The 25,547-nt window shown below is 68.4% G+C and carries 17 protein-coding genes; 9 read left to right on the top strand and 8 right to left on the bottom strand.

Annotated features, from left to right (window positions below; translation table 11 throughout):
* Positions 1-17 precede the first annotated feature (17 nt).
* The 4 genes from DKM19_RS33675 to DKM19_RS33660 all read right to left on the bottom strand — a co-directional run bounded on the left by DKM19_RS33675 (position 18) and on the right by DKM19_RS33660 (position 5,434).
* Positions 18-1,439: an alpha-amylase family protein gene (locus DKM19_RS33675; protein WP_110701359.1), complete on the bottom strand. Its 1,422-nt coding sequence runs from the start codon at positions 1,437-1,439 to the stop codon at positions 18-20.
* 384 nt (positions 1,440-1,823) lie between these two features.
* On the bottom strand, positions 1,824-3,272 hold the full coding sequence (locus DKM19_RS33670; RefSeq protein WP_204358358.1) for an RICIN domain-containing protein: 1,449 nt from the start codon (positions 3,270-3,272) through the stop codon (positions 1,824-1,826).
* A gap of 465 nt (positions 3,273-3,737) precedes the next feature.
* Complete coding sequence (locus DKM19_RS33665; RefSeq protein WP_110706177.1) at positions 3,738-4,595, bottom strand: NAD(+)/NADH kinase; 858 nt, start codon at positions 4,593-4,595, stop codon at positions 3,738-3,740.
* Between the two features lie 320 nt (positions 4,596-4,915).
* Positions 4,916-5,434: a hypothetical protein gene (locus DKM19_RS33660; RefSeq protein ID WP_239513724.1), complete on the bottom strand. Its 519-nt coding sequence runs from the start codon at positions 5,432-5,434 to the stop codon at positions 4,916-4,918.
* A 428-nt stretch (positions 5,435-5,862) separates the two neighbouring features.
* Between DKM19_RS33660 and DKM19_RS33655 the strand changes: the two genes are divergently transcribed.
* From DKM19_RS33655 to DKM19_RS33640, 4 genes are all read left to right on the top strand, one after another.
* Positions 5,863-6,135 carry a GlsB/YeaQ/YmgE family stress response membrane protein gene (locus tag DKM19_RS33655; protein WP_110701355.1) on the top strand — a complete coding sequence of 91 codons (273 nt, stop codon included), beginning with the start codon at positions 5,863-5,865 and terminating at the stop codon, positions 6,133-6,135.
* A 529-nt stretch (positions 6,136-6,664) separates the two neighbouring features.
* Positions 6,665-7,813: a glycosyltransferase family 4 protein gene (locus tag DKM19_RS33650; RefSeq protein ID WP_239513723.1), complete on the top strand. Its 1,149-nt coding sequence runs from the start codon at positions 6,665-6,667 to the stop codon at positions 7,811-7,813.
* 652 nt (positions 7,814-8,465) lie between these two features.
* Complete coding sequence (locus DKM19_RS33645; RefSeq protein ID WP_239513722.1) at positions 8,466-9,875, top strand: family 2B encapsulin nanocompartment shell protein; 1,410 nt, start codon at positions 8,466-8,468, stop codon at positions 9,873-9,875.
* Positions 9,876-9,917: 42 nt separating this feature from the next.
* Complete coding sequence (locus DKM19_RS33640) at positions 9,918-10,958, top strand: family 2 encapsulin nanocompartment cargo protein polyprenyl transferase (RefSeq protein ID WP_110701351.1); 1,041 nt, start codon at positions 9,918-9,920, stop codon at positions 10,956-10,958.
* 108 nt (positions 10,959-11,066) lie between these two features.
* On the opposite strand, the gene DKM19_RS33635 is transcribed toward DKM19_RS33640, so the two are convergent.
* From DKM19_RS33635 to DKM19_RS33625, 3 genes are all read right to left on the bottom strand, one after another.
* Positions 11,067-11,996 carry a TIGR03619 family F420-dependent LLM class oxidoreductase gene (locus DKM19_RS33635; RefSeq protein ID WP_110701349.1) on the bottom strand — a complete coding sequence of 310 codons (930 nt, stop codon included), beginning with the start codon at positions 11,994-11,996 and terminating at the stop codon, positions 11,067-11,069.
* On the bottom strand, positions 11,993-12,802 hold the full coding sequence (locus DKM19_RS33630; RefSeq protein WP_110701347.1) for an SAM-dependent methyltransferase: 810 nt from the start codon (positions 12,800-12,802) through the stop codon (positions 11,993-11,995). Before DKM19_RS33630 ends, DKM19_RS33635 begins: the two co-directional genes overlap by 4 nt.
* A 328-nt stretch (positions 12,803-13,130) precedes the next feature.
* Positions 13,131-13,862 carry a hypothetical protein gene (locus DKM19_RS33625; RefSeq protein ID WP_110701345.1) on the bottom strand — a complete coding sequence of 244 codons (732 nt, stop codon included), beginning with the start codon at positions 13,860-13,862 and terminating at the stop codon, positions 13,131-13,133.
* A gap of 383 nt (positions 13,863-14,245) precedes the next feature.
* Between DKM19_RS33625 and DKM19_RS33620 the strand changes: the two genes are divergently transcribed.
* On the top strand, positions 14,246-15,883 hold the full coding sequence (locus tag DKM19_RS33620) for an ABC-F family ATP-binding cassette domain-containing protein (protein ID WP_110701343.1): 1,638 nt from the start codon (positions 14,246-14,248) through the stop codon (positions 15,881-15,883).
* Positions 15,884-16,111: 228 nt separating this feature from the next.
* On the top strand, positions 16,112-17,092 hold the full coding sequence (locus tag DKM19_RS33615) for a LacI family DNA-binding transcriptional regulator (RefSeq protein WP_110701341.1): 981 nt from the start codon (positions 16,112-16,114) through the stop codon (positions 17,090-17,092).
* A gap of 26 nt (positions 17,093-17,118) precedes the next feature.
* Here DKM19_RS33615 and DKM19_RS33610 read toward each other — a convergent pair whose 3' ends face one another.
* Complete coding sequence (locus tag DKM19_RS33610; RefSeq protein WP_110701339.1) at positions 17,119-17,622, bottom strand: hypothetical protein; 504 nt, start codon at positions 17,620-17,622, stop codon at positions 17,119-17,121.
* A 130-nt stretch (positions 17,623-17,752) separates the two neighbouring features.
* Between DKM19_RS33610 and ppgK the strand changes: the two genes are divergently transcribed.
* The 3 genes from ppgK (at position 17,753) to hrpA (ending at position 25,422) form a co-directional block, all read left to right on the top strand.
* Positions 17,753-18,487, top strand: coding sequence for a polyphosphate--glucose phosphotransferase (ppgK, locus tag DKM19_RS33605; RefSeq protein ID WP_110701337.1), 735 nt, complete (start codon positions 17,753-17,755; stop codon positions 18,485-18,487).
* Between the two features lie 285 nt (positions 18,488-18,772).
* Positions 18,773-21,085, top strand: a complete 2,313-nt coding sequence (locus DKM19_RS53115; RefSeq protein WP_110701336.1) for a glycoside hydrolase family 6 protein — start codon at positions 18,773-18,775, stop codon at positions 21,083-21,085.
* Between the two features lie 440 nt (positions 21,086-21,525).
* The gene (gene hrpA, locus DKM19_RS33595) at positions 21,526-25,422 is read left to right on the top strand and encodes an ATP-dependent RNA helicase HrpA (RefSeq protein WP_110701334.1); all 3,897 of its coding nucleotides are present in this window, start codon (positions 21,526-21,528) and stop codon (positions 25,420-25,422) included.
* Positions 25,423-25,547 lie beyond the last annotated feature (125 nt).

The raw sequence follows: 25,547 nt of genomic DNA, 5'->3' as shown, positions 1-25,547 counted from the left end.
GATCGGCGCGGGGAGGGTCACCGGCCGCTCAGCACCGTCCAGCCGTGGGCCGGAACCAGGGCGGGGTCCCCAGGATGGGACGTCGCGGAGGTCTCCTCGATGGTCAGCCCCTCGGTCTCCACCGGGAAGCGGTACGGCTCGTCGCCGATGTTGAGCAGGGTGACGATCCTGGGCCCGCCACTCTCACCGCCGCCGTTCCCGGCCTTGTCGCTCCCCGTCTCGCCGTTCTCCGCCCCGTCGTTTCCGGCGGTGGACGTCAGGGCGACGGTGAGGTTGGTCAGGTGCTCCGAGGTGGTTCGGGCCCGGACCAGCCAGGGGTGGCGGCGGCGTAGCGCGATCAGGCGCTGGTGCAGCCGGTAGGTGGGCAGCCCGTGGGGAGCGAGGTCGTCCGGCCGGGCGGGGAAGGCGGGGCGGATCTCGTCGTCCCCTCCGACACGGTCCTCCTTGATCCCGCGGAAGGCCTGCTCGTCGCCGTAGTAGACGCCGGGAACGCCGCCGACCGTGAACAGCACGGCGAGCGCGTGGCCGAGGTGCCGCTCGTCGGCGAGACGGCTTGCCAGTCTGGTCACGTCGTGGTTGCCGACGAAGGTCAGGGGCGTGAAGTCGCCGAGCAGATCGTCGTGCCGCTTCAGGGTCCAGGCGAGCTCGAAGAAGTTGCCGTCGTTGAGCGAGCTCCAGATCGCCTTCCACAGCTCGTATTCGGTGACCGAGTCCAGGCCGCTCTCGGCGACGTATGCGGCGTACTCGCCGTGGATCATCTCCCCGACGAACCAGGCGTCAGGGTGGTGGGGCCGTACCAGCGCCAGGACCTCGTGCCAGAAGCGGGCGGGCATCGCGTAGGCGGCGTCGAGGCGCCAGCCGGAGACGCCCCGATCCAGCCAGTGGATCATGACCTTGGCGACGTGGTCGAGAACCGCGGGGTCCTCGTGGTTGAGCGCCACAAGCCGGTGATGGCCCTCAAAAGTAGCGTAGTCCGGTTCCACGGAGCCCGCCCCGCCCGCCCCGCCCGCGGCTCCGCCGGTGGCGTCGTTCGCGGGCAGGCGCCGGAACCAGCGGGCGGCGTCCGGGTCGGGGTTCGGGCCGGTCGCCCGCGCGAACACCGGGAACTCTCGTCCCACATGGTTGAACACGCCGTCCAGGACGATTCGCAGGCCCCGATCGCGTGCCGCCGCGATGAGACGGTCGAAATCCTCGTCGTCGCCGAGCCGCGGATCAATCCTGAAGTGGTCGACGGTGTCGTAACCGTGTGTCTCCGAGGCGAAGACGGGCCCCAGCATCAGCCCCGAGCATCCCAGCTCCAGGACGTAGTCCAGCCAGGGTTCGAGCTGCCGCAGGCGGTGCCGTACCGGCACGTCGTGAGGCTGCGCGGTGCTCTCGGCGCCGGTGAAACCGAGCGGGTAAACGTGCCACCAGATCGCGTGATCCACCCACGATGCCATGACCACTCCTTAGTGAGGGACGCTCGGCAACAATAGTGAACGGAGCTTCCACTCCCGGCTTTGGGGAGCCCGTCGCGGGCCGTCGCGGCGGCATCCTCTGACGTGCGCGGGTCCGGGACGAAGGGGCAACCGAGGCGAAGGCGCGATTGGACGGGCCCGGCCGGGAGGTGAAGACGGGTTGAAAGGCTCCGTTTCGCCTTTGATGTCCGGCGGTGTGAGTACAGAGCGCGGGCCTGACCGGAGGTGACGGCGGGCTGAGAGGCTCCATTTCACCCCATGCGTCTGGCGGCGTGGCTGTGGCAAGAGCGCTGTGACCGGGCTCCGTGGGGGGAGCCCGGTCACGCTCAGGGATCAGTGCGCTTGAGGATCAGTGCTTCGCCGGGATCAGACGGCGATCCGGCCGGCGCCGGCGCCGCCGGTCACGATCGACTTGACGTTGGCCGCGGTGTCGAGCGAGTAGGAGTAGGGGATGGAGGCCACGCTGCCTCCGGTCTGACCGCTACCGGAGTTGACGAAGAAGTTGTTGCGGGCGACCAGGCTGCCCGGGCCGGAGTCTCCCTCGCCGAGGTGGTAGGGGTCTTCGGTGTTCTCGAAGTAGTTGCCCTCGACCAGGACCCCGGCACCTTCGGTGGACGCCACGCCGTAGCTGCCGACGCCGCCGTAGTAGTTGTTGTAGACGTGGACCGGGTTGCCGAACCGTACGCGCGGGTGGCGCTGGTTGGTGCCGTCGAACCAGTTGTGGTGGTAGGACACCCGGAGGTGGCCGATGTCCTCGCTGCCGTTGCCGTCGTCGTGGCCGAGCAGCATGGTCTTGTCGTGGTCGGTGACCTTGTTCCAGGAGATGGTGACGTAGTCGCTGCCCCGCTTGACGTCCACGGCGCCGTCATAGCCGTTGCTGAAGGTGTTGTGGTCGATCCACACGCGGGTGGAGTACTGGACGTTGATGCCGTCGTCGTTCCAGTCGCGGAAGTTCAGGTTGCGGACGATGACGTTGGACGCCTCGGAGATGTTGAGGCCGCAGCCGGCGATGGTGGCTCCGGAGTTGCCGAGGATCGTCTTGTTCGAGGCGACCTTGAGCATGCCGGAGCAGGAGATCGTGCCTGACACCCGGATCACCGCCGAGCCGCTGGCGGCGAGCGCGCTGGTCAGCGCGGAGGAGCTGGTGACCGTGGTCGCCGAGGCGCTACCGCCGCCGGTGGTGCCGCCGCCCTGGGTCGCCCAGCCGACCAGGCCGGTCTGAGGCTGCGTCGGCGGCTGTGTCGGAGGGTTGGTGGGCGGGTTGGTCGGCGGGTTGGTCGGAGGAGTGGAGCCCGCCGGGGTCAGCCTCCACTGCTTGGTCGCCACGGAGTCACAGGAGTTCTGCTGGACGAGGGCGCCCGCGGACGTCGAGTTGTCCTTGGTGTTGAGGCACTTGCCGCCGTTGGCGTTGACCACCCGGTAGTTCGACCCGGATGCGGTCAGCTGCCAGACCTGGGAGGTCGCGCCCGAGCAGCTTTCCTGCTGCACGGCCTTGCCGGCGGAGGTGCTTGCGCCCTGGACGCCCGCGCATTTGCCGCTGTGTGCGGCCTTGAGCAGGTAGGAGCTGCCCGATGTGGTGACGTTCCAGATCTGGCCGGCCGCGTTGTTGCAGCCGTTCTGGACGAGCTGCACGCCATCGGAGGTGCTGCTTCCGGGAACGCTGAGGCACAGGCCGCTCCCGTTGTTCACCAGGGTGTAGGCCCCGGCAGCCGGTGCGGCCGCGGCGGCCGTTGCTCCGACCACCAGCCCTGACAGGGCGACCGTACAGGCGAAGGCCGCGGCGGCGGCGGTCTTCCCGTTGATTCTGCGTTTCACGGTTGAGCTCCTTGCTGGTCCGGCAGGCCGGTATGGCCTGCGATACGGGTTCCCCCCAGCGAGCACTCGCCGTTCACATATGTGATCCGCGTACATGTGAGCGAACAATCACAAGTTAGGAAAGCGTTTTCCCGATGTCAACCAGTGGTGAAACTTTCATGACAGCCGTTGTTATGTCGCAGGCCGGTTCCCCTGATTCGGTCCCGTCCCCCTCGGAGCCCGGACCCGCCGACGGAGGGAGGCGGGTCCGGGAAAGGCTGTTGCGGGCGAAGGTCCGGGCGGGCCGGGGGCGAGCCACGGCATTCGGTGCTCACCTGCGGAAACCCTGCCGAGCCCGTCGAGTGGGCAAGCGCGTGCCGAGCCGGACCCCCACATCCGCATACCGCTGGGTACGTACTCGCGGCAGGTGATGCGCGTGCCGCCGGTATCTGACGTCAGAGGGTGACGACGGCGCGTGAGAAGCCGCTAGTCGACCTCGGCACTGCCGTTGACGCGGAGCTTGCGGCGGGCGCGCTCGTAGAAGGTCTTGTCGCCCAGCCTGACGACCCACGCGGCGGCGCGCAGAGCGGTGACGGTGAGTTCGTCTCCGGGGCAGAGATGGGCGCCCACCGCGCCGTCGACCTCCACGGCCAGACGGCCGCTCGTCGGGAGCAGCTCGAGGGTGACCCTCTCGTCGGCCGACAGCACCAGGGCCCGGTTGAACGCCGAATGAGCCGCCGCGGGCACGACGAGGAACCCCTCGACCCTCGGGGACACGATGGGGCCGCCCGCGGAGAAGCTGTAGGCGGTCGATCCGGTGGAGGTCGCCACGATGACGGCGTCGGCGGCGTAGCGGACGAAGGGATGGCCCTCCACGGAGACCGCCACCGCAGACAGGCCGTCGCCGGGGATCCGGACCAGGGCGATGTCGTTGAACGCGGTCACCGCCGTCCCGTCGGGCAGGACGGCCTTCACCGCCATCCGGGGCTCCACCGTGTATTCGTGGTTGTCGATGGCGGACAGCGCCGGAGGGAGCTCGTCGACGTCGATCTCGGCGAGGAACCCCAGACGGCCGAGATTGACACCGAGAATGGGTGTGGAACGTCCGGCGATGAGCCGCATGGTGCGCAGCATCGTGCCGTCGCCGCCCAGGCTGACGAGCAGGTCGGCGCGGTCCACCAGGGTGTCGTCGTCGACCGGGACCGCGCTGCAGTCGATGCGTCCGACCTCGTCGGCCAGCCCGAGCACCGTGCGGTTCCGGGCGCGGGCCCACTCTACGATCGTGTCAATGGCCACCTTCGAATCGCGCTGCGGATGCAGGACCAGTCCTACGGTTTCGACCATCCCCATGACGCCACTGTACGGGGACCTCCGAGGGGTCGTGCCCGGGGAGGCGGACTACCCGCGAAGCCCGGGAGGTCCGGCAGGCACCGCAGGCCCGGGAAGGCGAGCACGGCCGACGATCCCCGCCTGCTCGGAGGGCTGAACACGTTTGAGAGGCCTGGCATGTTCGAGCCCGCCGGCAGATTCGAAAAGTTCCGCAGGCCGAGCAGCCAAGCAGGCTGAGCGGCTAAGCGGGTCGAGCCGGCCAGGCCAAACGGGTCGGCGAGCCGAGCAGGCAGGGTGGCTTGGAGGGTCTGGAGCTCACGAGACCCGATCACGGCTCATGCCTGGCGTTGTTCTTTCATCCGTGCCTCGTGAAGATGGCGACGCCCTCCGGCGAGATCATCCCTGATCCGCTTTTCGAGGTCGGCGAAGAAGCGGTAGTAGCCGTCTTCGTACTCCTCCACGACCTGGAAGGTCCACCGGCCGGGCAGGACGTCGCGGCCGACCAGCTCGTTGACCACGATGTCGGCGTACTCCGGGTGGCCGGAGGCGCGCAGCAACTCCACGGCCTGGTCGAGTTGGAGGTCGGCATGACCGGTGAGCTGGTGAAAGGAGTAGAGGTGCCCCCTGGCCCTCTCGGTCGTCTCCAGAGCCTCGGAGAGCTTGCCCAGCGCCTCCACGGTCGTGTCGTCGATGCCGGCGGGATTCGCGCCGGCCGGGCCGGTGGCGGCGGGACCGACGCCGGCGGGGTCGGTGGGGGTGGGATCAACGCCGGCGGTCTCGGTGGCGGTGGTCCTCACGCCGGCGGGGTCGGCGGCGGGGCCGAGGTCGGCAGAATCGGTGGGAGAGGGATTCATGCCAACGGGATCGGCGCCGGGAACGGTGGCATCGGAAGATAGGCGGATACCGGAAGATAGGCGCCTTTCCGGCTTTTCCTCATTAATCACTTCGTCTCCTCGCCAAAAGCGCCGGCGCGCCTGGGACGGCGAAGTGGTCTCGTCGATCGCGTGCCGGGTGACAGGACTCCGTCCTGTCACGTCCCGTCGTCGTCCGAGCCCGGTCGTCGTCGCCCGCATGGCGCTCTGAGCTGCTTGGTTGCTTGAGCGGTGGAACCTGTCCCTACCCCGGCCGATGACGGCAAATCAGCGGGGTTCCCTCCTGGGGGGCGTGCCGTGGTGAGGAGCGAGGGCTTCCGAAAGCGCCGGAAATATTACGTCCCTTTTTATGTGTTACCTGTCTTTTCTTGGGCATACGGCTGGCAGCCAAGCAAGTGGGAGCGTGAACCATGGATATCACTGGCATTATCTCCGCCATCGTCATTGGAATCATCATCGGGGCCCTGGGCCGTCTGGTCGTACCGGGCAAGCAGAACATCCCGATCTGGCTGACCATCGTGATCGGTATCGTCGCCGCTCTCATCGGCACCGCGATCGCCTCCGCGCTGGGAGTCGCCAGCACCGGGGGAATCGACTGGATCGAGCTGATCATCCAGATCGTCCTGGCGGCCGCCGGCGTCATCGCGGTTACCGGCATGTACGGCAGGCGAGGCCTTCGATAGCCGATCCGGACCGACCGCCGGATGCCATGTCCGGGGGGAGTCCGGGAGACGTCGACCCGCTTCGCCGGTGGTCCCGGCCCGCAGTCGTGGGCCGGGACCACCGCTGTCTGTGCCGCCCGCGAGGGACTCCTGCGCGGAAGGCGCCGCACTCCGCGCTGTGGCCGCCACCGTTGCCGCCCGCGAGGGGCTCCTGCGGGCGGTGCTCAACCACGTTTCGCGCCGTATGTCTCACACCTCCCGCATGTTTCACACATCTCGCGCGAATCACACGTCCCATATATCCCGTATTAACCATATGAATCTTGTGAATCGCCCGAACCGCGTATTTCACAATTGAGGTTGGATTCGGCTCTCTCCCCGCCCCGGAAATCCACGGAGGCGTTCGGGAGTGTCCGGGCGGAGTGTGGGTTTTCGAGGGCGAGAAGGTATCCGACTGGCTAAAGTCGACGCGCGTGAGCTGGAGTTACCCGCAGGGCGAAACGCGGTGCACGTGATGACCGCGCGGCCGGATGCAATGAGGATTCGCTACATGCTTCTGCATGCCTACGGCATGGGCGGCACGATTCGGACGGTGATCAGCCAGGCGAACGCGATGGCGGCCGCGGGGCACGACGTCGAGATCGTCAGCGTGGTGCGACGGCGAGACAGGCCCCAGTTCCCCATCGACGAACGCGTCCGTCTCCATGCGCTGGCGGACCAGCGGGAGGGCAGGCGCGCGGACTCGGTGGGACGCCGGATCTGGCGGAGGTTCCGCGGCAAGATCGTGCCCGCGGGGGAGTCCGCGGGGTCCAGCTTCACCGAACGGGTGGAGCGGGCCGTCATCGACTACGTCTCCACCCTGGACGACGGCGTCCTGGTCACCACCCGGCCCGCGCTGAATCTCATCTCCGCCCGCCGTACGCCGGTAGGCGTCGTACGGGTCGCCCAGGAGCACCTGAACCTGGCCACCCACTCGGCCGGTGTCCGGTCGGCGATCGCCCGTCACTACGGCCGGCTGGACACGGTCGCCGTGCTCACAGAAGCCGACAGGAAGGACTATCGGAGCTTCCTGCCGGACACTCCGATCGTGTGCATCCCCAACGCCGTGCAGGCCGTCGACCAGACGCTCCCGTGGCAGGAGGACAGGCTGGTGGTCGCGGCCGGACGGCTGGTCCCGCAGAAGGGTTTCGACCTGCTGATTCCGGCGTTCGAGCAGGTTGTGCGCCGGCATCCGGACTGGCGGCTGCGGATCTACGGCTCGGGTCCCCAGAAAGGCGCGCTGCGCGAGCTCCTCAAGAAGCACAGACTGCGTGACAACGTCACGCTGATGGGACGCACCGGCCGGCTCGGCGACGAGTTGGCCAAGGCCTCCTTCCATGTGCTCAGCTCGCGGTTCGAGGGGCTGCCGATGGTGATGATCGAGGCGATGGCCCATGCGTTGCCGGTTGTCGCCTTCGACTGCCCGACCGGTCCGCGCGACGTGCTCACCGACGAGATCGACGGCCTGCTCGTCCCCTCCCAGGACGTCGACGCGCTGGCCGGGGCGATGATCCGGCTCATCGAGGACCGGGAGCTACGGCACCGCATGGGGGCCTCGGCCGTTGTCACCGCCCGTCACTACGCTCCCGAAGTGATCATGCCGCTCTGGGAGAATCTGTTCGCCGAACTGCTCGGCCGGAGTCGTGCGCCAATGAGCTGAGACGGATTCAGCGGAGAGCAAGGGGCGAATGTCGCGTTTCCATCAGGCGGTGAGTGCGTGAAACGCGCCCCAGAGCCGCTCATTCCGGCGTAGGAGCATGGAACCGCCGATTCATATCGCTTATATCGCATCGCGAACCACGCTAAAAGCCCGGGGTGACGGCCTTCGCCTGTCTTACGGACGTGCTTTCCATCCTTATTCGGGCTGCGATCCGGGTGGGGATCTCCGGCCGGGAAACGGGCTTCCGCCGTGGCGCGCTCTCGTCGCGAAGGCCCTCTCGCGGCGGGGGTTCGCGAGCCGATGCCCCGTCCCGCCCCCAGCCTGCCCCGGCCGCCCGTCCATGACGGGTCCCCGCAATTCATGAAACCGATCGTATGGACCCGGTTGCCCGTCTAAATAAGACATTTAAACTTATCGTGACATTAGCGATAATATCGAATCCATCCTTGGCGGGATCATATTCAATGCTTGACAAGCCATTTAATCGCGTCCCAAGATTGGCTCGTCGGCGATGACGAGCTGTGTCCGGGTCTTCGCGCCGGAGGCGGACAAGCTTGTCAATTATGTCTCCCGTAATCGGTGACCCCTCATTTCCTGATTCACGCCTTCGGTTTCTCCCTGTCGGTACGAGTACGGATCGGTGGTGTGTGTTGTGACAGAGCTCGATGTTGTCCAGTCGCAGCTGAATGGTGCCCAGTCGCAGTTGAGCCTGGGCACGGCTGCCGCACGAAACCTGGCGACGACGACCAAGTCGACGCCCCAGATGCAGGAGATCACCTCGCGGTGGCTGCTGCGAATGCTGCCGTGGGTGCAGGTGTCGGGCGGCACCTACCGCGTCAACCGGCGGCTGAGCTACATGATCGGCGACGGGCAGGTGAGTTTCACCACCGTGGGATCGCAGGTGTCGGTGGTGCCGGCGGAGCTGTGCGAGCTGCCCCTGCTCCGGGGCTTCGGGGATCTGGAGACCCTGGAGGCCCTGGCCGGGCAGTTCGTCCAGCGCGACTTCCAGCCCGGAGACGTGCTACTGGAGGCGGGAAGCTCGGCCGACGAGGTCGTGCTCATCGCGTACGGCAAGGTCCAGAAGGTCAGGACCGGCCCATACGGTGACAGCCAGACGCTGGGAGTGCTGGCGGGGGGTTCCCACTTCGGAGACGACACGCTGACCGGCCCGGAGGCCGAGTGGGATTTCACCGTCAAGGCGGTGACCAGCGGCACGGCGATGATCCTTTCCCGTCGGGCGTTCACGGAGCTGGTCGAGCGGTCCGAGGAGCTGCGGGCCCATCTGGAGGCCGCGCAGCTGAACGGTTCGAGGGGACCGCAGAACAAGTACGGCGAGGCCGCCGTCGAGGTGGCCGCCGGGCATGCCGGAGAGGCCACCCTGCCGGGGACGTTCGTCGACTACGAGGTCGCGCCCCGCGAGTATCAGCTGAGCGTCGCGCAGACGGTGCTGCGGATGCACAGCCGGGTGGCCGACCTCTACAACGACCCGATGAACCAGACCGAGCAGCAGCTCAAACTGACGATCGAGGTGCTGCGCGAGCGGCAGGAGCACGAGCTCATCAACAACCGCGACTTCGGACTGCTGCACAACGCCGACCTGAAGCAGCGGATCCACACGCGCACCGGACCGCCCACCCCGGACGACCTCGACGAGCTGCTCAGCCGCCGGAGAAGCACGAGTTTCTTCCTGGCCCACCCCCAGGCCATCGCGGCCTTCGGCCGGGAGTGCAGCAGCCGCGGCCTCTATCCCCAGGGCGTCGACGTCGGCGGCGCCGGGGTGCCCGCCTGGCGAGGCGTCCCCATCTTCTCCTGCAGCAAGATCCCCATCACCGACACTCGCACCACGTCCATCCTCGCGATGCGTGTCGGTGAGGACAACCAGGGGGTCATCGGCCTGCACCAGACCGGCATCCCGGACGAGTACGAGCCCAGCCTGTCGGTCCGGTTCATGGGCATCAGCGAGAAGGCGATCCTCTCCTACCTGGTCAGCGCCTACTACTCCGCCGCGGTCCTGGTCCCGGACGCGCTCGGCATCCTCGAAGACGTCGAGCTCGGTCACTGATCGGACCCGGCCGCCGAGCGATTGGAAGGAAGAGGGAAGAACATGACCACGGTTGAGGTGACGGCCGAAGGACGGTCCGCGCGCGAGGTGCTGGCCTGGAGCCGGGAGATGGTCGAGGCGGCCCTTCGACCGGCCGCCGACACGCTGCCCGCGTCGATGCGTCACATCGCCGGATATCACTTCGGCTGGTGGGACGAGCACGGCCACCCCGTCGCGACCAGCGGCGGCAAGGCGATCCGTCCCGCGCTGGTCCTGCTGTCGGCCGAGGCCGTCGGAGGCAGCGCCGACGCGGCGCTGCGTCCGGCGGTCGCCGTCGAGCTGGCGCATGACTTCTCCCTCATCCACGATGACGTGATGGACGGTGACCGGATCCGCCGCCACCGTCCCACGGCCTGGGCCGTCTTCGGCGTCAGCCCGGCGATCCTGGCCGGTGACGCGCTGCTGACGCTGGCCTTCGAGGTGCTCGCCGCGGGCGAGCACCCGATCGCCGCGGAGGCGACCCGGGCCTTCGGCGCCTCGATCCAGGAGCTGCTGGAGGGCCAGAGCGCCGACGTGGCCTTCGAGGACCGCCGGGATGTCGTGCTGGCCGAATGCCTGGCCATGGCGGTGGGCAAGACCGGTGCCCTGCTGGGGTGTGCCTGCGGTCTCGGCGCCCTGTTCGGCGGTGGCAGTCCCGAGCAGGTCGAGCACCTGCGCGCCTTCGGCAAGGACCTGGGGCTGGCGTTCCAGCTCGTCGACGATCTCCTGGGCATCTGGGGGGATCCCGTTGTAACCGGCAAACCGGTCTACTCAGATCTGCGGAGCCGTAAGAAGTCCCTCCCGGTTGTCGCCGCACTGACCTCGGGCACCCCGGCCGGACGAGAGCTGGCCGGCCTCTACCACCGGGAGCAGCCCCTGTCCGATGCCGACCTGGTCCAGGCGGCCGAGCTCGTCGAAGCCGCGGGCGGGCGTTCCTGGAGCCAGGCTCAGGCCGATGAGCTGCTCGCGCGGGCTCTGCAGCGCCTGCGTCTGGCCGGTCCGGCGTCGCGATCGATCGTCGAGCTCGGCGAGCTCGCGCACCTCGCCACCCGCCGCGATCACTGAACGACCTTGACGGCAGGGATCACCACTGCTTCACCCGCCGTCATCGCCGCGGCTCTTCTCGGGTCCGTGGGCCCGCTCATCCGCCCACGGACCAACCGGCGAGCCTTCTTACAGGCCGGAGGCTTGGCGCAGCTCCCCGGCGAGGTCGAGCAGGTGGCGGGGGCCCTGCGCGGTGTGCTGGAGGTCGAGGAAGATCTCGTGCACACCGCTCTCCGCGGCGGCGCTCAGGTGGTCGGCGATCTGCCGTACGGTCCCGCTTCGCGGGAGGGCGGCATCGGCGGGAGAGTCAACGATGATCGGATTGGCCCGCATGACGATGCGCAGGGCGTCCGGGTCGCGTCCCTTCCGTTCGGCGGCCTCTTTGACGATCTTCCACATGCCGGTCAGCACGGAGATCGGCATGGACGCCGCGAGCCAGCCGTCGGCGCGGCGGCCGATGCGGTCCAGGGCCGGAGGCGCGAAACCCGCGAGATAGACGGGCGGGTGGGGGAGCTGCGCCGGTTTGGGGAAGATATGGCTCGGCGGGATGGTCCACCGCTCGTCGGTGAGGACGACGGGGTCGTCACGCCAGATGGTCTCAAGGGCGTCGAGAGTGGCGTCCAGCCGTGCGGCCCGCCCCTGCCAGGAGGCGCCCACCGCCGCATACTCCTCCGACGACCAGCCGAGCCCCAGTCCCACATCCAGGCGGCCTCCGCTCAGCTGGTCGATCGTGGCGAGCGAGCGTGCCAGCAGTGCCGGGGCGTACCAGTTCGCGTTCAGCGCGCTGCTTCCGAGCCGGACCCGCGTGGTGACGGCGGCCGCGGTGGCCATGACCGCGAAGGGGTCCAGGAACGTGCGGTGCGCCGGAGGAATCTTGCCGTCTCCTCCGGGATAGCGGTCTTTGGGAGCGAGCGGTGTCATCAGCCGGTCGCCGACCCACAGGCTGTCGAAACCCTCGGCCTCCGCCTCCCTGGCGACGGTGACGAGCGCCCACGCGCCGGCGAACCGGCCGAACTGCGGCAGCGCCAGACCGAGGCGAACGGGTGCCGGAACGGTCATGCCTTCTTTCCCACTCCGCACAGAAGCAGGGATCGCGAGGGGGCCCCGTGCGTGACGGAGCCCTTCTCCGGCCGCCACTCGGGCAGCCAGACCAGCCCCGGATCCACCATCTCGAACCCGTCGAACAGCTCCTGGATCTCCGGGCGTGAGCGGAGGACGAGCGGTGAGGTGGCCCGCCGGTAGACCTGCGTGCCCTTGTCCACGGCCGCGGCCCGGGAGTCTCGGGTGCCGTGGGAGAGGACCAGGTAGCTACCGGACGGCAGGGCGTCGCGCAGCGTGGCCACGATCCGCCGCGGGTCGTCGGCCTCGGTGATGAAATGCATGATCGCCATCAGGAGCAGGCCTACGGGCTTGGAGAAGTCGAGATGTTCCTGGATCGCCGGGTTCTTGAGGATCTCCTCGGGCTGCCGCAGATCACCCGGGGTGACGATGACCTCGTCTCCGGCTCCGCCCAGGAGCGCCCTGGCATGCACGAGGACGATCGGATCGTTGTCGACGTAGGCCACCCGTGCCCCCGGTGCGACCTTCCGCACCACCTGGTGGACGTTTCCCTGCGTGGGCAGGCCGGCGCCGATGTCCAGGAACTGGGTGATCCCGGTGTCGGCGAGGAATCCGACGGTCCTGAAGAGGCAGGCCCGGTTCTCCCTGGCCGCCAGGCGGACCTCGGGGGCCACCGCGAGGATCTCCTCGGCCGCGGCGCGATCTGCGGCGAAGTTGTCCTTCCCGCCCAGGTAATAGTCGTAGAGCCGGGCGACGCTTGGAGTGTTGACGTCTATGCCCCGTTGCGTCCAGTCATCATCCGTCACGCTTCTCCCCTCGGATCCTAACCCGGTGAAGATCTTTCAGTCAGAGCGTAATGCTCCTTCTGTCGGGATAGGCGTTGTTTTCGGAAGAAGATCGTTGACGGCTACCCTGTGTTAACCCGCCGTCGGACCCGCGGCCAAAGGCCCCGCACCCGTCCATGGACCCGTCCGCCCACGGATCCGTTCGTCCACAGACTCGCCCATCCACGGGCCCGCCACGGACCCGTCCGCGCCCTCGTCGCCGCCCGGAAACGGCGGAAGCCCGGGTCGCCCCGGGCTTCCGCGTCATTCAGTTCGTGCGGTTCATGCGATTGCTCGCACGGGACCCGACCTAGCGGTGGGTGTAGACCCGCACGTAGTCGGACCGGCTGGAGCTGTCGTCGAGCCTGCGGTCACCGTCGAAGAGCGCACGGTACTCGCCGCTCTTGGAGGCGCGACCCTTGGCCTGGAACTTGCCGTTCCAGTCGGTGTGGTCGGAGGTCACGAACTTCCAGGCGCTGGAGCCGCGAGTGCGGAAGTAGATCTCGACCTTCTCGTTCTTCACGCCCTTCCAGCGGTGGTCGTTGACCTGCAGACGGCCGGTGAAGTAGACCGAGCGGCCCTTGCGGACGGAGCTCGGGCTGGCGGAGAACCCGTACACGCGGGTGTCCGCCTTCCTGACCTCCGCGTGCTTGACGGAGAAGTTGACCTCGTCGGTCACCTTCTTGCCGTCCTTGTCGTACGCATCGGCGGTCGCGAGCCAGCGGCCCACGAAGTCGTCCTCGTCGAAGCTGGTGGTGAAGCGCCACAGGTCACCCTCGTGGATGAGCTTGGGCTCCTGCGCACTCTTCGTGCGGAGCTGGTCGGTGACCGGCTTGAGGCGGAGCTCGACGCGGGTCGCCTCGGTGGTACGGACCTCGACCGTGACCCTCGTGTCATGGCCGTCCCTCACCACAACCGGGTTCGGGTTGACGTTGTCGATGCGCACGCTGAGAGCGACGCGCTCGGCGGAAGCCGTACCGGCGGTCATGAGCATCGAGCCGCTCACGACCGCGGACAGCAGACCGACGGCGATTCGTTTCATCAAGACGCTTTCCTCTTCCTATCCCCGTAGATGCAAGCGATCAGGAGCGATCGCCTCCACCTATATAAGACGGTATTGGAGAGGCAAGTGTTGCCTTAAGTTTCAAAAAAGAGCGATTAAAGACGTTGCAAGACCACGTTCTATCGCAACTCCCCAGGTCAACCGCAGGTCTTCCCGGTGTAATTTTTTTGGACATCCTAGTAAAATGTGTCCGATTTGCCGGGAATACGGATGGGGCGATCTTCGGCACCCCGTGCCGGCGCCCCGACCGAGGGCCGAGAAGGGCCGGGATCCGGGGGAGACCGGGGAAGGCGGGGGTCCGGCGATCACCGGCGAACTCCGGCGATGAGGCCACGGCGCCGGTTGGCGGATAGCGTTCCCCCATGAGTGCCACCATCGTCGCCAAGGATCTCGCCGCCGGACACGGCGACCGCGCGCTGTTCTCCGGACTGAACCTGGTCGTCGCCCCCGGCGACGTGATCGGTCTGGTCGGCGTGAACGGGGCCGGAAAGTCCACCCTGATGCGGATCCTCGCCGGACTGACGCCCCCGGAGCAGGGCACCGTACGGCTCAGCCCACCCTCGGCGGTGGTCGGTTACCTGCCGCAGGAGAGGGAGCGCCGAGCGGGAGAGACGATCGCCGACTTCCTGGCCAGGAGGACCGGGGTGGCCGCCGCGCAACGCGCGCTCGACGTCGCGACCGAGGGGCTGGTCGAGGGCCGTCCCGGCGCCGACGACGACTATGCCGTCAGCCTGGAGCGGTGGCTGGCTCTGGGAGGCGCGGACCTGGAGGACCGGGCCGAAGGGGTCGTCGCGGAGCTCGGCCTGGCGGTGGAGCTGGACCGGCCCATGACGGCGCTCTCCGGCGGCCAGGCCGCGCGGGCGGGAATGGCCTCCCTGCTGCTCAGCCGCTACGACGTCTTCCTGCTGGACGAGCCCACCAACGACCTCGACCTGGAGGGACTGGAACGGCTCGAACGCTTCGTCACCGGGCTGCGCGCCGGGACCGTTCTTGTCAGCCATGACCGTGAGTTCCTGGTCAGGACCGTGAACCGGGTCGTCGAGATCGACCTCGCCCAGCAGCTGATCCGTGCCTACGGCGGCGGCTACGAGGCCTACCTCACCGAGCGGGAGGTCGCTCGCCAGCACGCCCGCGACGAGTACGAGGAGTATGCGGGCACGGTCAGCTCGCTCAAGCAGCGGGCGGGCATGCAGCGGGCCTGGATGGAGAAGGGCGTCAAGAACGCGCGGCGCAAGGCGCCCGACAACGACAAGGTCGGCCGGAACTTCCGTACCGAGGCGACGGAGAAGCAGGCCGCGAAGGCCCGCCAGACCGAGCGGATGATCGAGCGGCTCGAAGAGGTCGAGGAGCCCCGCAAGGAGTGGGAGCTCCGGATGGAGATCGCGGTGGCCCCCCGGGCCGGAGCGGTCGTCGCGACCTTGCGCGGCGCCGTGGCGCGCCGCGGCGCGTTCACCCTCGGCCCGGTGGACCTGCAGATCGGCTGGGCCGAGCGGGTGGCGGTCACCGGGGCCAACGGCTCTGGCAAGTCCACGCTGCTCGCCGCACTCCTCGGCCGGATCCCGCTGGAGGAGGGGAACGCCTCGCTCGGCCCCGGGGTGGTCGTCGGCGAGGTGGACCAGGCCCGGGAGCTGTTCCTCGGCGACGAGCCGCTGGTGGACGCGTTCGGCGCCGCCGTACCGGACATGACCCCCGCCGACCTGCGCACGCTGCTCGCCAAGTTCGGGTTGCGCGCGGCGCACGTGCCGCGCCCGGCCGCCACCCTGTCGCCCGGGGAGCGGACACGGGCCGCGCTGGCGCTGCTCCAGGCCCGGGGGGTCAACCTGCTGGTCCTCGACGAGCCGACCAACCATCTGGACCTGGTCGCGATCGAGCAGCTGGAGTCGGCGCTCGCCTCCTATCCCGGTACGCTCCTGCTGGTCACCCACGACCGGCGCATGCTGGACGCCGTGCACACCACCAGGCACATCCACGTCGACGGTGGCCGGATCACGGAGAGCTGAGCCGGTCGGAGACGATCCGGGAGCCGCCGGGGGAGCGCTAGGACATGGGGAAGGCCCCCGGAGAATCGCATCGTCCCAGGTCGCGACGGGTCACGGCAGACGCCGGGGCGGTCATCGGGTCGTTGGCGAGCTCCTGTGTCGTCTCCGTAGATGTAAACCCTCCAGAACGTTGAGGTAACTTTCGCAAGCAGCCGCAAATAATTGCTTCTCTTGCCTTATAGTTTCGCCATGACGCGACGGCTTGCAGAGGTGGCCAAGAAGGTCGGGATGAGCGAGGCGACGGTGAGTCGCGTGCTCAACGGGAAACCCGGGGTGTCCGAGGCCACCCGCGAGGCCGTGCTCACAGCGCTCGACGTGCTCGGTTACGAGCGGCCGACCCAGTTGCGGGGCGACAGGGCGAGGCTGGTGGGGCTCGTGCTCCCCGAGCTGCAGAACCCGATCTTCCCGGCGTTCGCCGAGGTGGTCGGGGGCGCGCTGGCCCAGCAGGGGTTCACCTCCGTGCTGTGCACCAGGACGCTGGGCGGGGTCTCCGAGGCGGAGTACGTCGCCCTGCTCCTGCAGCAGCAGGTGTCCGGCGTGGTGTTCGCCGGAGGGCTGTTCGCCCAGGCCGACGCCTCGCACGAGCACTACGAGCTACTGCTGGAGCGCCGGTTGCCGACCGTGCTGGTGAACGCCGCGGTGGAGCATCTCGCCTTCCCTCAGGTCTCCTGTGACGACGTGGCGGCGGCCGAGATGGCGCTCGGACATCTGCGCTCGCTCGGGCACGAGAGGATCGGCATGGTGCTGGGGCCGCCCGACCACGTGCCCTCCCAGCGCAAGCTGGCGGCGGCGAGACTGGACGAGGAGTTCGTCGAGCACACCATGTTCTCCCTGGAGGGAGGGCACGCGGCGGCCTCCCGGCTGATACGGCGAGGCGTGACCGCCATCATCTGCGCCAGCGACCTGATGGCCCTGGGAGCGATAAGAGCGGCCCGCAGGGCGGGGCTCTCCGTGCCCGGCGACATCTCGGTGATCGGCTACGACGACTCGGCCCTGATGAACTGCACGGACCCGCCGCTCACGACGCTGCGCCAGCCGATCGACGCGATGGGCCGCGCGGTCGTCGATCTCCTCGCCGCCCAGATCGACAAGGCCCTGGTCCCGGCCGACGAGCTGCTCTTCGAGCCGGAGCTCGTGGTCAGAGCCTCGACGGGGCCCGTGAAGCGCTAGGACCCTTTCGCAGAGGGCCCCGACGTTCATTTGGACAGGTAGATGACCTTCCAGGCGCCCGCGTAGAGGCAGGTGTTCGACGGCTTGGAGCTCTTCCCACCCTCCGAGCAGACCTTCAGCTCGACCTCGTAGACGTTGCGGTAGGAGAACGAGAAGTTCTTCGGCGTGCCGTACGAGCAGTCGCGGACGGTGTGGTGTTTGAACGGCAGGTTCCCGCCGGAGGTGCGGTAGGTGATGCGGAAGACCGCCAAGCCGCAGGTCGAGGCCTTGCGGGTCAGGTCGTACACCTTGCCGGAGATCTTGGCGGTCGCGGCGGCGGGGATGTCCTCGTGGTCCTCGCCGGTGACCTTCAGGGAGCCGAGCGCCTTGGCCCCGCGGCCGGGGGCGTAGTAGGCGCCCCACGACGCGGCGGCCGCCACGTCCGTCGTGGCCTGTCCCGGGAGACCGGTCGCGGCGTGTGCCACCGCCGGAGTGATCGAGACGAGCACGGTGGCAAGTGCGAGGCCGGCGAGGGTTCGAGTGATCGTCATTGGAGCGGGTTCCTTTCATACTGTTGTGTCCGCAGTGTGTTGTGGGCCGCTTTCACCTGGGTTGACCGCTCACTGCAAACGAGTATCAACCGCGTCAGGGGGAAGGAGGTCGAATCAGGAGGTAGCTGTCATGGAAGTGCTGGGAATTGATATCGGTGGCTCGGGGATCAAGGGTGCCCCGGTGGATGTCACCAAGGCCGAGCTGACGCAGGAGCGGTTGCGCATCCCCACGCCCGTACCATCCACGCCCGAAGCGGTCGCCGAGGTGGTCGGGCAGATCGCCAAGCACTTCGCCTGGAAGGGGCCGGTCGGGGTGACCTACCCCGGCGTTGTCGTCGACGGCGTCACGAGGTCGGCGGCCAACGTGGACAAGGAGTGGATCGGCACGGACGCGCGAGGACTGTTCGCCCGGGCGACGGGCCTGTCGGTGACGGTGCTCAACGACGCCGACGCCGCCGGACTGGCGGAGGTGGCGGCGGGCGCGGCCCGGGGCAAGTCCGGGGTGGTGATAATGCTGACCTTCGGCACCGGGATCGGCAGTGCCCTGCTGATCGACGGCCAACTGGTGCCCAACACCGAGCTCGGCCACCTGGAGATCAGGGGCAAGGAGGCGGAGAAGCGCGCCTCGGACCACGCGCGGGAGGCTCACGACCTGAGCTGGGACGAATGGGCGGAAAAGGTGGAGGAGTATATGAAGCACCTTGAGGCGCTGTTCTCCCCGTCACTGTTCGTCATCGGCGGCGGCGTCAGCAAGAAGTCCGAGAAGTTTCTGCCCAAGTTGAAGCTGGACACCCCGGTCGTCGTCGCGACCCTGCAGAACGAGGCGGGCATCGTGGGCGCGGCCATGGCCGCCGCGAAATCGTAGGACCCCGTGCGGCGCCGCCGTTCCCCACTGCCACGGACGCGGGGGAACGGCGGGCGGCCGGGGAGGTTGCGACGCGCCGGGCGGACCGCCGGCGGGCACTGCGCACCGTCCGATCCCGGACACGGAGAGGGGCCTGAAACTTTCATCGGGCCCGAAAGCCGTTCGGTGAGGTCAGGGGCGAGAAGACCCCTGGCGGTGGGCGGACAAAGTGCAACATGCTGTACACATCCGTGAAACATCCGGACTATGGGAGCGCTCCCACACACGTCCTGGAGATGATTACGAATGACAGTAAATCCGCGCCGCCACGCCTGGCGTAACCGGGCGGCGACAACGGTGGCATTGCTGGTGGCCGCCGCCGGCCTCGCCACCGGGCAAGCCGCCACGGCGCACGCCGCAGTCGCCTGCGACGTCGCCTACTCCACCAACGACTGGCAGGGTGGATTCACCGCCAACGTCACCCTCAAGAACCTCGGCGATCCCCTGACCAACTGGACCCTCGGGTTCAACTTCTCCGCGGGGCAGCAGCTCCAGCAGGGCTGGTCGGCCACCTGGGCACAGAGCGGCACCGCCGTCACCGCCAAGAACCTGGCCTGGAACGGCGCACTGGCCACCGGCGCCTCCACCAGCCTCGGTTTCAACGGATCGTCGACCGGGAGCAACCCCAAGCCCACCGCCTTCACGGTCAACGGCGTCTCCTGCGGCGGCGTGGTACAGCCTCCGACCAATCAGGCGCCCACGGTCAGCCTGACCGGCCCGACCTCCGGCGCCACCTTCGCGACGGGCGCCGCCGTGCCGCTCGCGGCGACGGCCAGTGACGACGGCTCGGTCAGCAAGGTCGAGTTCTACGTCGACGGCGCGCTGGTCAACAGCGACACCACCGCCCCCTACGCCTTCTCCGCCACGGGACTGGCAAACGGCGCCCACACCGCCAGCGCCAGGGCCTACGACAACGCCAGCCCGGCCCTGACGACGCAGACCGCCGCGGTTCCCTTCACCGTGGGCGGCGGGACCACCACCCCGTCGATCGTCGCCTCCGCGACCTCGGTCAGCGTTCCCGAGGGCGCCAGCAGGACCGTCGGGTTCAGGCTCAGCGCCGCGCCCACCGGCAGCGTCACGGTCAACCTGACCAAGAGCGGCGACACGAACCTCACCATCACGCCCTCGACGCTCACCTTCACCACCGCCAACTGGAACACGGCGCAGAACGTGACGGTCTCGGCCGCCCAGGACAGCGACCAGACCAACGGCACCGCCACCATCGCGGCCGCGGCCACCGGGCACACCGGAGTCTCCGTCACCGCGACCGAGGCCGACGACGACGGCACCCCGCCGCCGACCGGCGAGCACGTCGCGAACCCCTACGCCGGGGCGACCGGCTACGTGAACCCCAACTGGTCGTCCAAGGCGGCGGCCGAGCCGGGCGGCGCCGCGGTGGCCAACATCTCGACCGGCGTGTGGCTGGACCGCATCGCGGCCATCGCGGGCACCTCCTCGGCCATGGGCCTCCGCGCCCACCTGGATGAGGCACTCGTGCAGGACGCGGCCAACGGCAGCACCCCGCTGACGATCCAGTTCGTCATCTACAACCTGCCGAACCGTGACTGCTCGGCGCTCGCCTCCAACGGTGAGCTGCTCATCGCCAACAACGGCCTGAGCCGCTACAAGACCGAGTACATCGACCCGATCGCCGCGATCATGGGCGAGTCGAAGTACGCCGGGCTCCGCATCTCGACGATCATCGAGATCGACTCGCTGCCGAACCTGATCACCAACCTCAACGTGGCGAAGTGCCAGGAGGCCCAGAGCTCCGGTGCCTACGTCGACGGCGTCCGCTACGCCCTGAACAAGCTGCACGCGATCAACAACGTCTACACCTACATCGACGCCGGGCACCACGGCTGGCTGGGCTGGGACACGAACTTCGGCCCCTCGGCCGACCTGTTCGCGAGCACCGTCTCCGGCACCACGGCCGGTTTCGCCAGCGTCGACGGCTTCATCACCAACACCGCCAACTACTCGGCCCTGCGGGAGCCGCACTTCACCATCAACAGCTCCGTCAACGGCACCTCGGTCCGCCAGTCCACCTGGGTCGACTGGAACTTCTACGTCGACGAGCTGTCGTACGCCCAGGCATTCCGCACCCTGCTCATCCAGAAGGGCTTCCAGTCGGGGCTCGGCATGCTGATCGACACCTCCCGCAACGGCTGGGGCGGCACGGCTCGCCCGACCGCTCCCAGCACCTCCACCAACGTGAACGACTTCGTCAACCAGTCGCGGGTGGACCGTCGCATCCACGCCGGCAACTGGTGCAACCAGAGCGGCGCCGGCCTCGGCGAGCGCCCGCAGGCCAGCCCCGCCACCGGCCTGGACGCCTACGTCTGGATCAAGCCTCCGGGCGAGTCCGACGGCGCCAGCTCCCTCATCCCCAACGACGAGGGCAAGGGCTTCGACCGGATGTGCGACCCGACCTACGGCGGCAACGAGCGCAACGGCAACAGCGCGACCGGCGCCCTGCCGAACTCCCCGCTCTCCGGCGCCTGGTTCTCCGCCCAGTTCCGCCAGCTGCTCCAGAACGCCTACCCGCCCCTCTCATAACCCGCCGGCCCCCGGCCCCCGGCCCCCGCTCCGGCGGGGGCCACCCGGGGATCCCGTAGAGGACCACCAGGGCCCTGCCGTCCCCCGAGGGGACGGCAGGGCCCTTCCTGTGAGTTCGAGGGCCGACGCGTGCCGAGGCGTCAACCCGAACGGGCCCATGCGGCCGGCCACAAGCGGGCCTTCGAGGCGGGCACGCCGCATGAGCTTGAGAGCATGCAGAGACATCACCCGAGCAGGCCCGTGCGGTTGCCACGAGCCGGTCTCCGAGGTGAGCACGCCGTACGGCTCGGGAGGTCTTTTCCGGGGCCCGTGCATGCCGCGTACGGCGTGCGCGGGGCCGCGTGCCGTACGGGTGAATATTGGGATGCGGCGGCGCGCACGCTCAGGCACCATGGACTGTTGGCTCCTGTTGTGCGGGCCGAAAGTATCCTGGGCTCAGTATGGGAACACCTCCTTTGACATCTCCGCTCGCCGACCTGCACGCGCGGCTGCCCGAGCTCACGCTACGTGACCAGGGGCGGCTCCGCCGACGGCTCGACGGGGCGCGCAGGATCAGAAACCGCGCCGCTCAACAGAAGATCGCTGCGGAAATCACCTCCGACATCGAGAAGGCCGAGCGCCGGGTCGCCACACGCCGTGCCGGCGTGCCCACGGTGACCTATCCGGAGGCGCTGCCGGTCAGCCAGCGCAAGGACGACATCCTGGAGGTCATCCGCGACCATCAGGTCGTGATCGTGGCCGGGGAGACCGGTTCGGGCAAGACCACCCAGCTGCCGAAGATCTGCCTGGAGCTGGGCAGAGGCGTCAGGGGGCTGATCGGGCACACCCAGCCCCGCCGGATCGCCGCCAGGACCGTGGCCGAGCGCGTGGCCGAGGAGCTGGACACCCAGCTCGGCGACGCCGTCGGTTACAAGGTGCGCTTCACCGACCAGGTGGGCGCCGGCACGCTCGTCAAGGTCATGACGGACGGCATCCTGCTGGCCGAGTTGCAGACCGACCGCGAGCTCCTCCAGTACGACACGCTGATCATCGACGAGGCGCACGAGCGCAGCCTCAACATCGACTTCATCCTGGGCTACCTCAAGCAGCTCCTCCCTCGCAGGCCCGACCTGAAGATCATCATCACCTCGGCGACGATCGACCCCGAGCGCTTCTCCAAGCATTTCGGCGACGCGCCGATCGTGGAGGTCTCCGGGCGGACCTATCCCGTCGAGGTGCGCTACCGGCCGATCGCCGAGGACGACGACCAGATCCAGGCGATCGGCAAGGCCGTCGACGAGCTCTGCGCCCAGGGCCCCGGTGACATCCTGGTCTTCCTCAGCGGCGAGCGGGAGATCCGTGACACCGCCGAAGCGCTCTCCAAGCGCAAGGACGCCGAGATCCTCCCGCTGTACGCCCGCCTGTCGGCCGCCGAGCAGCACAGGGTCTTCCAGCGGCACAGCAACCGCCGGGTCGTGCTGGCCACCAACGTCGCCGAGACCTCGCTGACCGTGCCCGGCATCAAATACGTGGTCGATCCGGGATTCGCCCGCATCTCCCGATACAGCCATCGCACCAAGGTCCAGCGGCTGCCCATCGAGGCGATCTCCCAGGCCTCGGCCAACCAGCGCAAGGGACGCTGCGGACGTGTCTCCGAGGGCATCTGCATCCGGCTGTACGAGGAGGACGACTTCCTCACCAGGGCGGAGTTCACCGACCCGGAGATCCTGCGCACCAACCTCGCCTCGGTCATCCTGCAGATGACCTCGATCGGCCTGGGCGACATCGGGGCCTTCCCGTTCGTCGAGCCGCCGGACCAGCGCCAGGTGAAGGACGGCTACGACCTGCTGCTGGAGCTGGGCGCGTTCGACCAGGCCAGGCAGATGACCCCGCTCGGCCGCAAGCTGGCCGGTCTTCCCGTCGACCCGCGCCTGGCCCGCATGGTGCTGGAGGCCGACGGCAACGGCTGCGTCAGCGAGGTCATGGTGATCGCCTCCGCGCTGTCCATCCAGGACCCGCGCGAGCGCCCGGCGGAAAAGCAGCAGGTCGCCGACGAGAAGCACCGCCGCTTCGCCGACAAGGAGTCGGACTTCGTCTCCTACCTGAACCTGTGGAACTATCTCCAGGAGCAGCAGAAGGAGCTGTCGTCCAGCGCGTTCCGGCGCCTGTGCAAGGCCGAGTTCCTCAACTACCTGCGGGTGCGCGAGTGGCAGGACGTCTACGGCCAGCTCCGCCAGATGGCGAAGTCCCTCGGCCTCACGCCCAACAGCACCCCCGGCGACGAGCAGAAGATCCACGTCTCCCTGCTGTCGGGCCTGCTGTCCCACATCGGGGTCAAGGACGTCGTCGAGAAGAAGGCCACGGGCGACGGCGCCCGCCGTCCCGCGACCGAGCCGCGCAGGCCGTTCACCGAATACATCGGGGCCCGCAACGCCCGCTTCGCCATCTTCCCCGGCTCCGCGCTGGCCAAGAAACAGCCGCTCTGGGTGATGTCCGCCGAGCTGGTGGAGACCTCCAGGCTCTGGGCGCGGGTCAACGCCAAGATCGAGCCCGAGTGGGTAGAGCCGATCGCCCAGCACCTGATCAAGCGCACCTACTCCGAGCCGCACTGGGAGAAGAAGCAGGGCTCGGTGATGGCCTACGAGAAGGTCACCCTGTACGGCGTGCCGCTCGTGGTGCAGCGCAAGGTCAACTACGGCCGCATCGACCCCGAGCTGAGCCGGGAGCTGTTCATCCGGTACGCCCTGGTCGAGGGCGACTGGGAGACCCACCACGCCTTCTTCGCCGAGAACCGCAAGCTCCTGGAGGAGGTCGAGGAGCTGGAGGAGCGGGCCCGGCGTCGCGACATCCTGGTGGACGACGAGACGCTGTTCGACTTCTATGACCAGCGCGTCCCCGCCGACGTCGTCTCCGGCCGCCACTTCGACTCCTGGTGGAAGAAGACCAAGGCCGACCAGCCCGACCTGCTCAGCTTCGAGAAGTCGATGCTGATCAGCGAGTCGGCGGGCGATGTCAGCCAGCGTGACTACCCCGACGTGTGGCGTCAGGGCGACCTGCGTTTCCCGCTGACCTACCAGTTCGAGCCCGGCACCGACGCGGACGGCGTCACCGCGCACATCCCTCTCGCCCTGCTCAACCAGGTCAACGCCGACGGCTTCGACTGGCAGATTCCCGGTCTGCGCGAGGAGTTGCTCACCGCGCTCATCCGGGCCCTGCCCAAGCCCGTCCGGCGTAACTTCGTCCCCGCCCCCAACTACGCCAAGAAGGTCCTTGAGCGGGCGAAACCCACCCAGGAGCCGCTGCTCGCGGTGCTGGAGCGGGAGCTGCTGAACATGACCGGCATCCAGGTGCCACGCGAGACCTGGCAGCCCGACCTGGTCCCCGACCACCTGAAGATCACCTTCCGGGTGATCGACGGGCGCAAGCAGAAGCTGGCCGAGAGCAAGGACCTGGCCGACCTCAAACGGAGGCTCGCGCCCAAGCTCCGCCAGACCCTCTCCAAGGCCTCCGGCGGGCTGGAGAAGTCCGGCCTGACCACCTGGAACATGGGGGCGCTGCCCAAGACGTTCGAACAGCGCCGGATGAAGGCCTACCCGGCGCTGGCCGACGAGGGCGCCACCGTGGCCGTGCGGATGTTCGAGACCGAGACCGAGCAGCGGGAGGCCATGTGGGTGGGCACCCGCAGGCTGCTGCTGCTCAACACCCCGTCCCCGGCCAAGGGAGTGCTGGGCCGCCTGAGCAACCAGGCCAAGCTCGCGCTCAGCCGTAGCCCGCACGCGGGCGCCATCGCCCTGTTCGACGACTGCATCGCCTGCGCCGCCGACAAGCTCATGAGCGAGTACGGCGGGCCGGTGTGGGACCAGTCCGCCTTCACCGTCCTGCACGACAAGGTCCGCGCCGAGCTGTACGACACCACCGTCGACGTGGTCACCAAGGTCGAGGCCATCCTCAAGATCTGGCACGCGGTCTCCGGCCTCCTGCCCGCGGCACGCTCCACCCCCTCGATCGAGGACATCCGCGACCAGGTGGCCGGCCTGATCTACCCGGGCTTCGTCACCGACACCGGCTACAAACGCCTGCCCGACCTGCTCCGCTATCTCAAGGCGGCCGAGCGGCGGCTGGAGAAGATCTCCGACGACCCCTTCCGCGACCAGGAGCGGATGCACAAGGTCCACGACCTTGAGGACGACTATCACGAGCTGGTCGAGAAGCTTCCCCCGGCCCGCCGCACGGGCGACGACGTCCGCCAGATCCGCTGGATGATCGAGGAGCTCAGGGTCAGCTACTTCGCCCAGACCCTCGGCACTCCGTACTCGATCTCCGAAAAGCGCATCCGCAAGGCCATGGAGCAGCTCTGAGAGCGGGATCTCACCCGATTCGATGACGAGGCATCAGGCCGGCCGGAGCCGTGTCCGGTCGGCGACGCCGGGCGCCGTCACGTGCTCCGGCGGCGTACGGAGGGCAGGAGCTCTCGCGGGCGATC

The sequence above is a fragment of the Streptosporangium sp. 'caverna' genome (assembly GCF_003203775.1).
GTDB classification, from domain to species: domain Bacteria; phylum Actinomycetota; class Actinomycetes; order Streptosporangiales; family Streptosporangiaceae; genus Streptosporangium; species Streptosporangium subroseum.
Note: the sequence above shows the minus strand (reverse complement) of the source record. Positions and strands in the feature narration are given on the sequence as shown.

What these genes read in the sequence shown, in the direction of transcription:
- DKM19_RS33675 (WP_110701359.1), bottom strand. Translation starts at nt 1,439, where the DNA reads ATGGCATCGTGGGTGGATCACGCGATCTGGTGGCACGTTTACCCGCTC.
- DKM19_RS33665 (WP_110706177.1), bottom strand. Translation starts at nt 4,595, where the DNA reads ATGGTCGAAACCGTAGGACTGGTCCTGCATCCGCAGCGCGATTCGAAG.
- DKM19_RS33660 (WP_239513724.1), bottom strand. Translation starts at nt 5,434, where the DNA reads ATGAATCCCTCTCCCACCGATTCTGCCGACCTCGGCCCCGCCGCCGAC.
- DKM19_RS33655 (WP_110701355.1), top strand. Translation starts at nt 5,863, where the DNA reads ATGGATATCACTGGCATTATCTCCGCCATCGTCATTGGAATCATCATC.
- DKM19_RS33650 (WP_239513723.1), top strand. Translation starts at nt 6,665, where the DNA reads ATGCTTCTGCATGCCTACGGCATGGGCGGCACGATTCGGACGGTGATC.
- DKM19_RS33640 (WP_110701351.1), top strand. Translation starts at nt 9,918, where the DNA reads ATGACCACGGTTGAGGTGACGGCCGAAGGACGGTCCGCGCGCGAGGTG.
- DKM19_RS33635 (WP_110701349.1), bottom strand. Translation starts at nt 11,996, where the DNA reads ATGACCGTTCCGGCACCCGTTCGCCTCGGTCTGGCGCTGCCGCAGTTC.
- DKM19_RS33625 (WP_110701345.1), bottom strand. Translation starts at nt 13,862, where the DNA reads ATGAAACGAATCGCCGTCGGTCTGCTGTCCGCGGTCGTGAGCGGCTCG.
- DKM19_RS33620 (WP_110701343.1), top strand. Translation starts at nt 14,246, where the DNA reads ATGAGTGCCACCATCGTCGCCAAGGATCTCGCCGCCGGACACGGCGAC.
- DKM19_RS33615 (WP_110701341.1), top strand. Translation starts at nt 16,112, where the DNA reads ATGACGCGACGGCTTGCAGAGGTGGCCAAGAAGGTCGGGATGAGCGAG.
- DKM19_RS33610 (WP_110701339.1), bottom strand. Translation starts at nt 17,622, where the DNA reads ATGACGATCACTCGAACCCTCGCCGGCCTCGCACTTGCCACCGTGCTC.
- ppgK (WP_110701337.1), top strand. Translation starts at nt 17,753, where the DNA reads ATGGAAGTGCTGGGAATTGATATCGGTGGCTCGGGGATCAAGGGTGCC.
- DKM19_RS53115 (WP_110701336.1), top strand. Translation starts at nt 18,773, where the DNA reads ATGACAGTAAATCCGCGCCGCCACGCCTGGCGTAACCGGGCGGCGACA.
- hrpA (WP_110701334.1), top strand. Translation starts at nt 21,526, where the DNA reads ATGGGAACACCTCCTTTGACATCTCCGCTCGCCGACCTGCACGCGCGG.